Annotated in this window: 13 protein-coding genes; 1 reads left to right on the top strand and 12 read right to left on the bottom strand. The window is 63.0% G+C overall.

What is annotated here, in order from left to right:
- Window positions 1–94: 94 nt before the first annotated feature.
- The 12 genes from OZ411_RS31845 to OZ411_RS31790 form a co-directional block, all read right to left on the bottom strand.
- Complete coding sequence (locus OZ411_RS31845) at window positions 95–985, bottom strand: hypothetical protein (protein WP_282531129.1); 891 nt, start codon at window positions 983–985, stop codon at window positions 95–97.
- 108 nt (window positions 986–1,093) lie between these two features.
- Window positions 1,094–1,378 (bottom strand): cupin domain-containing protein, encoded by a 285-nt coding sequence (locus tag OZ411_RS31840; RefSeq protein ID WP_282531128.1) that lies wholly within the window; start codon window positions 1,376–1,378, stop codon window positions 1,094–1,096.
- A gap of 12 nt (window positions 1,379–1,390) precedes the next feature.
- The gene (locus OZ411_RS31835) at window positions 1,391–2,488 is read right to left on the bottom strand and encodes an ionic transporter y4hA (RefSeq protein WP_130584103.1); all 1,098 of its coding nucleotides are present in this window, start codon (window positions 2,486–2,488) and stop codon (window positions 1,391–1,393) included.
- A 42-nt stretch (window positions 2,489–2,530) separates the two neighbouring features.
- On the bottom strand, window positions 2,531–3,862 hold the full coding sequence (locus OZ411_RS31830; RefSeq protein WP_130584102.1) for a sodium:proton antiporter: 1,332 nt from the start codon (window positions 3,860–3,862) through the stop codon (window positions 2,531–2,533).
- A 97-nt stretch (window positions 3,863–3,959) separates the two neighbouring features.
- Window positions 3,960–4,760, bottom strand: a complete 801-nt coding sequence (locus OZ411_RS31825; RefSeq protein ID WP_282531127.1) for an alpha/beta hydrolase — start codon at window positions 4,758–4,760, stop codon at window positions 3,960–3,962.
- Window positions 4,761–4,778: 18 nt separating this feature from the next.
- Window positions 4,779–6,176, bottom strand: a complete 1,398-nt coding sequence (locus OZ411_RS31820) for an NAD(P)(+) transhydrogenase (Re/Si-specific) subunit beta (RefSeq protein ID WP_282531126.1) — start codon at window positions 6,174–6,176, stop codon at window positions 4,779–4,781.
- A 146-nt stretch (window positions 6,177–6,322) separates the two neighbouring features.
- Entirely contained in the window at window positions 6,323–6,640 is a 318-nt protein-coding gene (locus OZ411_RS31815; protein ID WP_028166994.1) for a proton-translocating transhydrogenase family protein, read from the bottom strand.
- A gap of 11 nt (window positions 6,641–6,651) precedes the next feature.
- Window positions 6,652–7,779 carry a Re/Si-specific NAD(P)(+) transhydrogenase subunit alpha gene (locus OZ411_RS31810; RefSeq protein WP_282531125.1) on the bottom strand — a complete coding sequence of 376 codons (1,128 nt, stop codon included), beginning with the start codon at window positions 7,777–7,779 and terminating at the stop codon, window positions 6,652–6,654.
- Window positions 7,780–7,916: 137 nt separating this feature from the next.
- Window positions 7,917–8,069 carry an aa3-type cytochrome c oxidase subunit IV gene (locus OZ411_RS31805; RefSeq protein WP_282531124.1) on the bottom strand — a complete coding sequence of 51 codons (153 nt, stop codon included), beginning with the start codon at window positions 8,067–8,069 and terminating at the stop codon, window positions 7,917–7,919.
- Between the two features lie 86 nt (window positions 8,070–8,155).
- Window positions 8,156–8,551: a type II toxin-antitoxin system death-on-curing family toxin gene (locus OZ411_RS31800; protein WP_282531123.1), complete on the bottom strand. Its 396-nt coding sequence runs from the start codon at window positions 8,549–8,551 to the stop codon at window positions 8,156–8,158.
- A gap of 12 nt (window positions 8,552–8,563) precedes the next feature.
- Complete coding sequence (locus OZ411_RS31795; protein WP_282531122.1) at window positions 8,564–8,788, bottom strand: AbrB family transcriptional regulator; 225 nt, start codon at window positions 8,786–8,788, stop codon at window positions 8,564–8,566.
- 150 nt (window positions 8,789–8,938) lie between these two features.
- The gene (locus OZ411_RS31790) at window positions 8,939–10,816 is read right to left on the bottom strand and encodes a M3 family oligoendopeptidase (RefSeq protein ID WP_282531121.1); all 1,878 of its coding nucleotides are present in this window, start codon (window positions 10,814–10,816) and stop codon (window positions 8,939–8,941) included.
- Window positions 10,817–10,952: 136 nt separating this feature from the next.
- On the opposite strand from OZ411_RS31790, the gene OZ411_RS31785 reads away from it, so the two are divergent.
- Window positions 10,953–12,449, top strand: coding sequence for a sigma-54 dependent transcriptional regulator (locus OZ411_RS31785; RefSeq protein WP_282531120.1), 1,497 nt, complete (start codon window positions 10,953–10,955; stop codon window positions 12,447–12,449).
- Window positions 12,450–12,612: the final 163 nt, after the last annotated feature.

Here is a 12,612-nt window from a genome sequence, read left to right as displayed (position 1 = left end):
GAGCGCAGCGCAATCCGGGGCTCAACTGGCCACACGGCGTGATCCCGGATTGCGCTGCGCTCCATCCGGGCTACAGGCAAGCGATCAAATTCAGCTATTTCGGCAGGACCGCGTGGAATACCGACTTCGCAGCCGACAGCATATCGTCGCCGATCGTCGGGCGCTCCTTGGCCGGCTCCGCCGCTGCCGCGTCGGCGCGTAGATCCAGCGGCGGACGCGAGGTCGGAATGTCGGCCGGCGGCGTCGGACGGTTCGGATCGTCAGCCGCGCTTGCGGCATAAGGCGGACGCGGCTGGGAGGTCTGGCCGAAGGTCTCGCTCGGCGGCGTCGAGACCATGATCGGTGGCGGCAACGGCCGCACCACTGACGGTGCGGTCGCGACGCGAGGCGCTTCAGGTGCACGCGCCGTCTCCGGCGCACGAGAGCCGCCCTCGGCGGTGCCGCGCAACCGCTCGATCGCGGCGCGCGCGAGGTCGTTGGCGTCACGATGCTCGTCCGATACAGCCGCAGCTTCGGCTGGCGGCGAGGCGGGCGTAGCGGCGGGCACGGTAGCAGGCTGCTGCGCCGGCGCGGGCGTCACCTTGGCGACGGCCTTTTCGCGTTCGCGCGGTGCGGGCTGATGGCGACGGAGCTCGGCGGGCGGAATGCTTGCGGTCTCGGCGGGCGCTTCGGCGGGTTTGCTCTCGGTCGCCTTCTCGGCCGGCCTCTCGGTCACCGTAGCCTTCTCGGACGCCGTGCGCTCCATCAATGTGCGCTCCGACATGCCCTTGGCCTTCACGCCAGCTTCGGGGAGATTGGAGACCTCGGCGGCCTTTTCGACCGGCTTGCTCACAACAGCCGCCTTCGGCTGAGCGGTCGAAACAGCGGCGGCGGCCGGCGCATCCGGCTTGGCTACGATGTAGTGGTTAACGATGTAGGCCCCGATGACCGTCGCAGCCACCGAGGGTAAGATATCGACGACAAATTTCGTCAGGTATTTCAGCATTGCCAACCACTCCCCGCCGCGCCGTTAGATGCGGGAACTTTGAGGCACATTGAGGGATCAACTGCGACGGATCAATGGCAACCGGCCGGTTCCGGCGATCACGGATGCTTACGGCTTGAGTTCAATCTCGAGGAAGACGATCTCCGTAGAGGTCTCGTTAAGCACATCGTGCTCCACCCCCGCCTTTCGGAAATACGACTTGCCGGCGCCGAGCTGGGCCTTCGACCGCTCGCCACTGGGCGCCACGATGGTCATCTCGCCCGCGGTCACGGGCACGATCACATAGTCCATCTCATGGGTATGACGCCCGGTCGCACTGCCCGGCGCCAGCCGCCACTCCGTGACGCGGACCTCGGGGGTGTCGACCTGGACGTCGGATTTGGCGGCAAGCATCGTCATCGTCTCCTATGGCACGAATTCCAGGAACAAGAATACGGCAAATACCACCAGATGCACCAAGCCGAACAGGATGTTGGTGCGGCCGGTGCCGAAGGTCAGCATGCTCAAGAGGAAGGTCAGGAACAGCAGCACCGTGCTCTGGGCGCTGAGCCCGAGTACAAGTTCTTTGTCCAGCAGGTAGGTGGCAATGCCGACCGCCGGGATCGTCAACCCGATCGTGGCAAGCGATGAACCCAGCGCAAGATTGATGCTCTTCTGCAAATCATTATTGCGGGCGGCCGAAGCCGCGGCGACGGCCTCCGGCATGAGGATGAGAAGCGCGACCACCAGGCCCGCGAAGGCTGCCGGCGCACCGATCATCGCCGCGGTGGCATCGATGACGAGCGAGAATTTCTTTGACAGCAGCACGACGGCCAGAAGGGAAACCAGGAGCAACGGAACACTGAGCGCCAGCACTGCGCCCGATGACTTCTTCGGCGCCTCGGCATCATTTGCGGACTCGACGACGAAGTAATCGCGGTGCCGCATGGTCTGGATGTAGAGAAAGACGCCGTACAACGCGAGCGTGACCACGTCGACAAAGCCCAGTTGCGTGGCCGAATAGACCGGCCCGGGCGTCGCCAACGTATAATTCGGCATGACCAGCGTTATCGTCGCCAACACGAACAACACGCTGAGATAAAGGTTGGCACCGGAAACCTGGAAATCCTGCTCTCGATAATGCAACCCGCCGATGAAGATGCAAAGCCCGACCAGGCCGTTGCAGACGATCATCACGACTGCGAACACGGTGTCACGGGCCAGGGCCGGCTGCGGCTTGTCGCCCAGCATGATCGTGGTGATCAGCGCCACTTCAATGATCGTCACCGCTAGCGTCAGCACCAAGGTGCCGAAAGGCTCGCCGACCTCTTCGGCGATCACCTCGGCATGATGGACTGCCGCGAACACCGTGCCGAACAGGATGGCCAGCAGGATCGCGGCGAGGAGCCATCCGCTAGGAGATGGGCTGAACACCCATCCGACGGCTGTCGCCGCAGCGAACAGTGCCATCGCCAGCGCCGGGAAAATCCATGCCGTATGCGGCATCGGACCGTGTGCGCTCATGAACTCCCCCTCCACTGCTCGAGGAGCTCCAACATACGGCACTCAGTGAACGCTGAGAACAGGGGCGATCGGCAGAAGGGTGAGAAGCAGGAACAGTGGTATCAACACTCCGCCCGCAAACAAAAGATAGCCAAAGAAGCTCGGCATTTTGACGCCGCGCTCGTTCGCGATCGCCGCCACCATGAAGTTCGGTGCGTTTCCGATATAGGTGAGCGCCCCCATGTAGACGGCGCCCATGGAGATCGCAGCCAGCGTCCCCGACAATTCCCCCATTAACCGCTGCGGATCACCGCCGGCGAGTTCGAAGAACAGGAGGTAGGTCGGAGCATTGTCGAGGAACGCCGACATCAGCCCGGTGAACCAGAAATAGGGAACCTCCCGCGGAGCACCGTTGGGCTCGGTGACGGCGGACAATAGCCAGGCAAAGGACCCGTCGTGCCCTGCATGCAGCATCGCCAGCACCGGGATGATCGCGGCGAAGATACCGGCAAACAGCTTGGCGACCTCCCGGATCGGCTCCCAGTTGAAGCCGTTCGCCTCGCGATGTTCGTCCGGGGTGAGCCACAGTGAAAGCAGCGCGATCACGACCAGAAGGCCGTCGCGCACCAGGTTCTGCAGCTCCAGCCTTGTGCCGAGAACGTCGAAGGCAATTCCCGGCCGCCAGGTCGCCGACATCAGGATGCTGGCAATGATTGCGGCGATCAGTGGCAGATTCATCAGGCCGTGAACCCGGATCGGCGCCGCTCCGCCTGGCGGCGCAGCCGGTTCTTTGCGGAAAAGCCAGAGATCGAGCACGACAAAGATCAGCAGCAAGATGCCGGCCACGACCGCGGTCTGCGGCCAGATGTTCCTCGTGGTCCAGAAGAACTCGACGCCGTGCAGGAATCCGACGAACAGCGGCGGGTCCCCGAGCGGACTGAGCGCGCCGCCGACATTGGCAACGAGAATGATGAAGAACACGATGACATGCGCGTTATGGGGCCGCGGCAGGTTGGCGCGGATCAGCGGGCGGATCAGGATCATGGCGGCACCGGTGGTGCCGACGACGCTCGCCATCATCGTACCCAATGCAAGAACCGACGTATTGGTCCAAGGCGTGCCCCTCATGTCGCCGGTCACCAGGATCCCGCCGGCAACGGTATAGAGCGCGAACAGCAGCACGATGAAGCTCAGATATTCGCCGAGCATCGCATGCACGAAGCTCTCTAGCATGGCTGCGCCTCCGGCGACCCAGGCGAGCGAAGCGAGCGTCAGCGCCGACCAGGCGGCGGCGATCTTGCCGTAATGGTGATGCCAGAATTTCGGGAACAGCAGCGGCCCAAGCGCGATCGACAGCAGCAGGCCGGCGAACGGAAGGGCAAATGGCCAGGTCATCGCCGCGCCGTCGAGCGCCGCCGCGGCGCGCGCCTGCCCCGGCAGCAGCACCAACGCCGATAGGACGAGCACACCATGCCATTTCTTCATTCCACACCTACAAACCGCCAATGAACTGCCGCGCCGTTTCGATTGCGCCATAGTAGTCGAGATTGTCGTGGCCGCCGCCAGCCAATCGAACGAACCGCTTTGGCTCATGCGCCAGCGTGAACAGACGCTCTCCGAACATGATCGGTATCACGGCATCGTCGGTGCCGTGCATGACAAGCAGCGGCGCATTGACGCGCGCAATGCGCTCGTCGGAGCGGAACTGATCGCGCATCAACCAGCGCACCGGCACGAGCGGGAATGCCGCACCGGCAATGTCGACCGTCGAGGTATAGGGCGCCTCCAGGATCAACTTGCCGATCGGCTGTTCCGCAGCCAGTGCGACCGCAACGCCGGTACCGAGCGAAAATCCCCAGACCACGATTCGGTCCGCGGCGTAGCGCGCCGTGGTGAAGGCGTAAGCAGCAGCAGCATCCAGCAGAATGCCGCGCTCGCTCGGATATCCGCTCGAGCCGGCATACCCGCGGTAGGAAAGCGCGACCAGGCCGGTACCGTCAGACGTCATGGCGCGGAAACGGCTGACTCGCCCGGCGAGAAAATCGCCATTGCCAGGAAAATACAGGATCACGGGATGGCCGGGCTTTGCCGGCACGTGCCAGACGATGACCCTTTCGCCATCGCCGGTGGTGAGCACATGTTCCTCCGCTTCAGGAAAGCCGGCTGCTTCCGGTGAGGTTCGCTCCCGCGTCGGAATCGGAAACAGCATCGCGCGCTGCTTGACGAACAGCAGCGCGAGCGCTCCGAGATAACCGACTGCAGCGACGATCAGGAGCCATTTCAGGACGAGCATCGCTGCCCGCAAGCGGCCTCACATCGCCTTGACGATGCTCTCGGTCACCTTCTTGGCATCGCCGAGCAGCATCATGGTGTTGTCGCGATAGAACAGCGGATTGTCGATGCCGGCATAGCCCGAGGCCAGCGAGCGCTTGATGAACATCACCGTGCCGGCCTTCCACACCTGCAGCACCGGCATGCCGTAGATCGGTGAGGTCTTGTCCTCTTCCGCCGCCGGATTAGTGACGTCGTTGGCGCCGATCACGAAGGCGACGTCAGCCTGGGCGAATTCGGAGTTGATGTCCTCCAATTCGAACACCTCGTCATAGGGCACGTTGGCTTCCGCCAGCAGCACGTTCATGTGGCCGGGCATGCGGCCCGCGACCGGGTGGATCGCATACTTCACCTCGACGCCTTCTTTCTTCAGGATGTCGGCCATCTCGCGCAAAGCGTGCTGGGCCTGCGCCACCGCCATACCATAGCCGGGCACGATGATGACCTTCGAGGCGTTCTTCATGATGAAGGCGGCATCATCAGCCGAGCCGAGCTTGGCCGGCTTCTGCTCGCCGGTCGCGCCGGCCGCCGCCGCGGTCTCACCGCCGAAGCCGCCGAGGATGACCGAGATGAAGGACCGGTTCATCGCGTGGCACATGATGTAGGACAGGATCGCGCCGGAGGAGCCGACCAGCGCGCCGGTGATGATCAGCGCCGAATTGCCGAGCGTGAAACCAATGCCGGCCGCGGCCCAGCCGGAATAGGAGTTCAGCATCGAGATCACGACTGGCATGTCGGCGCCGCCGATCGGGATGATCATGAGCACGCCGAGCGCCAGCGCAATGATGGTGATCAGCCAGAAGTCGAGCGCGCTGCCCGACAGCACGAGGCCGACGATGAAGAACACCAGCGCCAGGGCGAGCGCGACGTTGATGAGGTGACGGAACGGCAGGATGATCGGCGCGCCGCTCATCCGCGCCGACAGTTTCAGGAATGCGATCACCGAGCCGGTGAAGGTCAGCGCGCCGATCGCGACGCCGAGCGACATCTCGATCAGGCTCTGGGTGTGGATATTGCCGGGCGTGCCGATGTCAAAGGCCTCGGGCGCATAGAACGCGCCGGCGGCGACCAGCACCGCGGCCATGCCGACCAGCGAGTGGAACGCGGCGACCAGTTCGGGCATCGAGGTCATCGGCACCCGCCGCGCGATCACGGCGCCGATCGTGCCGCCAATGGCGACACCAAGCACGACCAGCAGCCAGGCGACGCCGTCGGCCGGCGGATGGCTCGCGAGCGTGGTCAGAATCGCGATCGCCATGCCGATCATGCCGAACAGGTTGCCCTGCCGCGAGGTGGCGGGGCTCGACAGCCCCCTGAGCGACAGGATGAACAGCACACCCGCCACGAGATACAATAATGCAGAGAGATTGGCGTTCATCTCAGGTCCCCCGTCCTGTCATCATCCGCGAAGGCGGATGATCCAGTAATCCGAAATCGTCGTGTTCCGACGAAGCGTCACGGCGTACTGGATGCCCCGCCTGCGCGGGGCATGACGATATCTGTTGGAAACTTCCCATTAGCCGCTTACTTGGACTTCTTCTTGTACATCGCCAGCATGCGCTGGGTGACAAGGAAGCCGCCGAAGATGTTCACGCAGGCGAAGATCAGCGCCACGAAGCCGAAGCCGCGCGCCCAGCCCGAGCCGCTCGAGATCATGCCGACGCCAACCGCGAGCAGCGCGCCGACCACGATCACCGAGGAGATCGCGTTGGTAACGCTCATCAGCGGCGTATGCAGCGCGGGGGTCACCGACCACACCACGAAATAGCCGACGAACACGGCCAGCACGAAAATGGAAAGCCGGAATACGAAGGGATCGACGGCCTGCGCGATATGCTCCATGGCTTCTCTCCTTAAGCTTTCGGCTGGAAGTTCGGATGGATGACGGCGCCGTCCTTGGTCAGCGCGGTGGATTTCACCAGTTCGTCATCCCAATTGACGGCAAGCGCCTTGTTCGCCTTGTCGACCAGCGTCTCGATGAAAGCCAGCAGGTTGCGGGCATAGAGACCCGAGGCGGAGGCCGCGACACGGCCGGCGACGTTGGTATAGCCGACGATCTTGATGCCATCGACGTCGACGACCTCGCCGGCCTTCGCGCCCTCGACATTGCCGCCGCGTTCGACGGCGAGATCGACCAGCACTGAGCCCGGCCGCATCGATTTGACCATGTCCGCGGAGACGAGCATGGGCGCCGGGCGGCCGGGGATCAGCGCCGTCGTGATCACGACGTCCTGCTTCTTGATGTGCTCGGCGGTGAGCGCGGCCTGCTTGGCCTGGTACTCCTTGGACATCTCCTTGGCGTAGCCGCCCGCGGTCTGTGCGTTCTTGAACTCCTCGTCCTCGACCGCGAGGAATTTGGCGCCGAGGCTCTCCACCTGCTCCTTGGTCGCCGGACGCACGTCGGTCGCGGTGACGATGGCCCCTAACCGGCGCGCGGTCGCGATCGCCTGCAGGCCGGCGACGCCGACGCCCATCACGAACACTTTCGCGGCGGGGATCGTGCCGGCCGCGGTCATCATCATCGGAAAGGCGCGGCCAAAGGCTTCGGCGCCCTCGATCACCGCGCGGTAGCCGGCGAGGTTCGCCTGCGAGGACAAAACGTCCATCACCTGCGCGCGGGTGATGCGCGGCATCAACTCCATCGCAAAGGCCGAAATGCCGGCATCCGCCATCGCCTTCAGCGCGGCGTCATTGCCGTAGGGGTCCATGATGGCGATGACGAGCGCGCCGCGCTTGTATTTCGAGAGTTCGGACGCCTCCGGCCGCTTCACCTTGATGACGATGTCGGCATCCTTCACCGCATCCGCGTTCACCGTGGCGCCCACGGCGGTGAATTCCGAATCCGGCAGGCCCGACTTGATGCCCGCGCCCGGCTCGACCGCGATCTCGGCGCCGAGCGCCTTGAGTTTCTTGATAGTGTCAGGGGACGCGGCGACCCGCGGTTCGGACGGGTCGATTTCCTTGGCAACGGCAATCTTCATAAGGCCTCCGGCGGCGCGGGACAGCGCACGCAAGCAAACTTAGCGTTACTCCCGCAACGTTGGATACCGGTTTTGGGACCGGTTTGAATGCAATTTTTTTGAGCACCGCCGGCATTGGCGGCGCGGCCGGCGAGAGATCAGACCAGGAAGAAGGCCATCAAGACGAGAATGAGGGCGACCGTCGCGGTGCCGTACTTGACCAGCATGATGAAGCCTTCATAGGTCCGCTCATGCTCGATGTAGTCGTTGCCGTCGGCGGTGGTGTAAGCCACTTCGCTATGGTTTGCCATCGGTGTCCCCAGTCATCAAACGTCTGAATTTCAGCCGTGCCATAGCGCAAAGCCGCGAACAGGGCAACGCCGCCTCGCCTATCGCCTCATTCGGAAGGCCAATTATCCCGGATCCAGCGGGTGAGGCTTTCCTCGGAGACCTCCCCGGCCGCGAGCGACAGAATTATTGATGTCGCGTGCGCCGGGTCAGGACTGAAGCTGACGCCATTCTTGATGAGAAACGTCATCATCGCCATAAAGGCAATACGCTTGTTCCCATCGATAAAGGCGTGGTTCTTGGCGAGGCCAAACGCATAGGCTGCCGCCAGCTCAGCCAAAGAGGCCTGCTCGTAGCTCCATTTGTTGACCGGGCGCTCCAGCGCCGATCGCAGCATGCCTTCGTCGCGTAGCCCGGGGGCGCCGCCGAAGCGACGAAGTTGACGGGCGTGGATGGCGATTGCTTGCTCATAGGTGATCCAAAGCGGCTCTTCCGGCTCGCTCATTCCCAACTTCCGTTATTTTGCGAGCGCCGCCAGCGTATCGCGATACTTGTCCATGACCTCATCTGCGACTTCCATCGTCCGTTCAAAATCCGGATCGTAGGGAAGCGCCTGGAAGCCGCCTCCCGGAAGCTCGGTGACATGCAGTTGCTGACCGCGCTTCAGGTCGAGCCGCTGCATCAGCTCGCGAGGAAGCAGCAGGCCATCGGAATTCCCGATCTTTTTGATCTCGATTTTCATCAGAAATTTGCCTTTCGAGTTGCGCACAGTCGCGCCGATTTCTTGTAAGAGCTTCAAAAAACAACATAATTTTCATACCTCAATGCACGTTATACATCAGTATAACGCGCTCTAAAACCTCGTTCAACAGATGTTTTACGCCCTGGCCCTTCAGCCCATCGCTTCGAGTTCGTCGATCATGCCCGAGATCACCGACAGCCCGCCGTCCCAGAACTTGGGGTCCTTGGCGTCGAGGCCGAATGGCTTGAGCAGTTCCGAATAATGCTTGGTTCCGCCGGCTGCGAGCATGTCGAGATAGCGTTCCGCAAAGCCGTCGGAGGCGTGCTCGTAGACCGCATAGAGCGAATTCACCAGGCAGTCGCCGAACGCATAGGCGTAGACGTAGAACGGCGAATGGATGAAATGCGGGATGTACATCCAGAAATTCTCATAACCGGGCTTGATTTCGATCGCCGGCCCTAGGCTCTCGTTCTGCACGGAAAGCCAGATCTGGCCGATCCGCTCGGCAGTCAATTCGCCGTTCTTGCGCTCGGTGTGCACCGCGCGCTCGAACGAATAGAACGCGATCTGCCGCACCACGGTGTTGATCATGTCCTCGACCTTGCCGGCGAGCAGCGCCTGACGCTGCTTGGCGCTCTTGGTCTCGGTCAAAAGGCGCTTGAAGGTCAGCATCTCCCCGAACACGCTCGCGGTCTCCGCAAGCGTCAGCGGCGTCGGCGCCATCAGGGCGCCGTTCTTTGCCGCCAGCACCTGGTGCACGCCATGGCCGAGCTCATGCGCGAGCGTCATCACGTCGCGCGGCTTGCCCTGATAGTTCATCAGCACGTAAGGGTGCGCTGACGGCGTGGTCGGATGCGAGAAGGCGCCGGGCGCCTTGCCCGGCCTGACCGGCGCATCGATCCAGCGGTCGGTGAAGAAGCGCTCGGCGATCGCGGCCATGTCGGTGGAAAAACCGCGATAGGCCGACAGCACCATGTTGCGCGCCTCGGGCCAGGCGATCGTGCCGGTCGCGGCAAAGGGCAATGGCGCGTTGCGGTCCCAATGCGGCAGCTTCTTCTTTTTGAACCAGCCCGCCTTCAGCCGGTAGTAGCGATGCGACAGTTTCGGATAGGCGGCGCGCACGGACGCGACCAGCGCATCCACGACCTCGCGCTCGACGCGGTTGTTGAGATGGCGGGAATCGGCGACATCCTGGAAGCCGCGCCAACGGTCGGAAATCTCCTTGTCCTTGGCGAGCGTGTTGGTGACAAGCGCGAAGGTGCGCTCATTGGCCTTGAAGGTTTTCGCCAGCGCCTCCGCCGCCGCCTTGCGCTTTACGCCATCGCGGTCCTGCAGGAAATTGAGCGTCGGCTCGATCGCGAGTTCCTTGGCGCCGACCTTGAAGCGCAGGCCGGCGATGGTCTGGTCGAACAGCCGGTTCCAGGCGGCATAGCCGCTCTGCGACTTCTCGTGGAAAAGCTGCTCGATGCGATCCTCGAGTTGATACGGCTTCTCCTTGCGCAGATCCTCGATCCAGGGCCGGTAATATGCGAGGTCTTCCGCCTGCATCGCGCGCTCGATCACATCATCGTCAATGCGGTTGAGCTCGAGCGCGAAGAACAGAAGATGCGTCGAGGCAGCCGTCAGGCGCTCTGAAACATCGCCGTAAAATTTCGTGATCGCGGGATCGACGCTGTCGCCGGCATGCACCAGGCCGGCAAAGGAGCCGAGCCGGCCGGCGAGATCGTCGATCGCTTCATAGCGTCGCACGGCTTCCGCGAGCCACTTTCCGCCATCTTCCCGCGCCGTATGTTCCGCGAGCTTGCCCCTGTGGTCGGTCTCAAACGCGACGCAATCTGCATCCATCTTCGCAAGGTCGCGCGCGACTTCCGGTGCGTCGATGCCGGAATAGAGATCGACGAGATTCCATTCCGGCAATTTGCCGGTCTTTCCCGCGGTCTTCTTCGCGGCGGACTTGTTTGCGGCGGATTTGGCATTGGCCGGCTTGCGTTGCGTTGGTTTGCGGAGAGCGGAGGAGCGCGAGGTCATCTTGCTGGTAACCTGTGTTCAATCGGAGATGCGGCGGCGAAATGTGCGGGGATGGGCAACGTTTAAGAGGGCGTTAATCGGCTTCGGCGAGAGTGCCCCGATTCGAGACAGATAAGCGTAACGCGCGGGGAAAACCATGGTTGCCACCATTTTGATTGCCGATGATGACGCAGTACAGCGCCGTCTGGTTGAAAACATGGTGCAAAAATGCGGCTACCAGCCCCTCGTAGTCGACAGCGGCGACGATGCCATCGCCGCACTCACCGCCCAGGAAAACCAGACCATCGATGCGGTCGTGCTCGACCTCGTGATGCCCGGCCTCGACGGCTTGGGCGTGCTCGCAAAGATTCGTGACGCTGGTTTGAACGTCCCCGTCATCGTGCAGACCGCACATGGCGGCATCGACAACGTGGTCTCGGCGATGCGCGCCGGCGCCCAGGATTTCGTCGTCAAGCCGGTCGGCTTCGAGCGGCTGCAGGTATCCTTGCGCAACGCGCTGAACACTTCTGCACTCAAGGGTGAATTGCAGCGCATCCGCCACAGCCGCGAGGGGCGGCTCACGTTCACCGACATCATCACCCGCAGCGAAGCGATGACAAGCGTGCTGCGCACCGCGCAGAAGGCCGCCTCATCAGCCATTCCGGTATTGATCGAAGGCGAATCCGGCGTCGGCAAGGAATTGTTCGCCCGCGCCATCCACGGCAGCAGCGAGCGCAAATCGAAGCCGTTCGTCGCGGTGAACTGCGGTGCGATCCCCGACAATCTCGTGGAGTCGATCCTGTTCGGCCATGAGAAGGGCGCGTTCACCGGCGCCACCGAACGCCACATGGGCAAGTTCGTGGAAGCCCATGGCGGCACACTCTTCCTCGATGAGGTCGGCGAACTGCCGCTGACCGCGCAGGTGAAGCTCTTGCGTGCGCTGCAGGAGGGCACGGTGGAAGCCGTCGGCGGCCGCAAGCCGGTGAAGGTCGACGTCCGCATCATCTCCGCCACCAATCGCAGATTGCTCGAACTGGTGAAAGCCGGCCAATTCCGCGAGGACCTATTCTACCGCCTGCACGTCTTGCCGCTGACGATTCCTCCGCTGCGGCAGCGGCGCGAAGACATCCCGCATCTGCTGCGGCATTTCCTCGCGCGCTTCAACGCCGAGGAAAACCGCAACATCACCGGCATCAGCGGCGAGGCGATGGCGCATCTTTCGCAGCTCGATTGGCCCGGCAACATCCGCCAGCTCGAGAACACGGTGTATCGCGCCGTGGTCATGAGCGATGGCGACCAGCTTGACCTCGCCGACTTTCCGCAGGTCGCCGCGCATCCACTTGCTGACCCAGCCCCGACGCATGGCGAGCCGCTGATCGTCGCTCCGTCGACCGCGCCCGCAATGGTATCGGGTAACGACATACCCATCGCCCCACTACCTGCCGCCGGCAGCCTCTCGATGCTGACCAGCAGCGGCGACGTGCGGCCACTGGAAGAGATGGAGAACGAGATCATCCGCTTCGCGATCTCGCATTATCGCGGGCAGATGTCGGAGGTCGCGCGGCGCCTGAAGATCGGCCGCTCGACGCTCTACCGCAAGATCGACGAAGCCGCGGCAAATGACTCCGCCGACGGCGCCGGCGGCACCAATTGAGCCGATCGGCGTTTATGCCCCAGAGCGGGCATTAGGTCGTGGCTTCGCATGCTCAGTCCGGAACCTATTGAACCGTGGCTTGGGGGTGACAGACAAACGGGGTGCCGCGTGGCAAAAATCGCGCAAGATCGAGTGCAAGTGGTTAGTCAAGGTCAGTTTGTCG

It is taken from the genome of Bradyrhizobium sp. Arg237L, assembly GCF_029990105.1.
In the GTDB taxonomy this organism is placed as follows: domain Bacteria; phylum Pseudomonadota; class Alphaproteobacteria; order Rhizobiales; family Xanthobacteraceae; genus Bradyrhizobium.
This window is presented reverse-complemented; position numbering and strand designations above follow the sequence as displayed.

Bases quoted from the DNA above. Each gene is read 5' to 3' on its own strand.
- OZ411_RS31845 (WP_282531129.1), bottom strand. From the start codon at position 985: ATGCTGAAATACCTGACGAAATTTGTCGTCGATATCTTACCCTCGGTG.
- OZ411_RS31840 (WP_282531128.1), bottom strand. From the start codon at position 1,378: ATGCTTGCCGCCAAATCCGACGTCCAGGTCGACACCCCCGAGGTCCGC.
- OZ411_RS31835 (WP_130584103.1), bottom strand. From the start codon at position 2,488: ATGAGCGCACACGGTCCGATGCCGCATACGGCATGGATTTTCCCGGCG.
- OZ411_RS31830 (WP_130584102.1), bottom strand. From the start codon at position 3,862: ATGACCTGGCCATTTGCCCTTCCGTTCGCCGGCCTGCTGCTGTCGATC.
- OZ411_RS31825 (WP_282531127.1), bottom strand. From the start codon at position 4,760: ATGCTCGTCCTGAAATGGCTCCTGATCGTCGCTGCAGTCGGTTATCTC.
- OZ411_RS31820 (WP_282531126.1), bottom strand. From the start codon at position 6,176: ATGAACGCCAATCTCTCTGCATTATTGTATCTCGTGGCGGGTGTGCTG.
- OZ411_RS31815 (WP_028166994.1), bottom strand. From the start codon at position 6,640: ATGGAGCATATCGCGCAGGCCGTCGATCCCTTCGTATTCCGGCTTTCC.
- OZ411_RS31810 (WP_282531125.1), bottom strand. From the start codon at position 7,779: ATGAAGATTGCCGTTGCCAAGGAAATCGACCCGTCCGAACCGCGGGTC.
- OZ411_RS31805 (WP_282531124.1), bottom strand. From the start codon at position 8,069: ATGGCAAACCATAGCGAAGTGGCTTACACCACCGCCGACGGCAACGAC.
- OZ411_RS31800 (WP_282531123.1), bottom strand. From the start codon at position 8,551: ATGAGCGAGCCGGAAGAGCCGCTTTGGATCACCTATGAGCAAGCAATC.
- OZ411_RS31795 (WP_282531122.1), bottom strand. From the start codon at position 8,788: ATGAAAATCGAGATCAAAAAGATCGGGAATTCCGATGGCCTGCTGCTT.
- OZ411_RS31790 (WP_282531121.1), bottom strand. From the start codon at position 10,816: ATGACCTCGCGCTCCTCCGCTCTCCGCAAACCAACGCAACGCAAGCCG.
- OZ411_RS31785 (WP_282531120.1), top strand. From the start codon at position 10,953: ATGGTTGCCACCATTTTGATTGCCGATGATGACGCAGTACAGCGCCGT.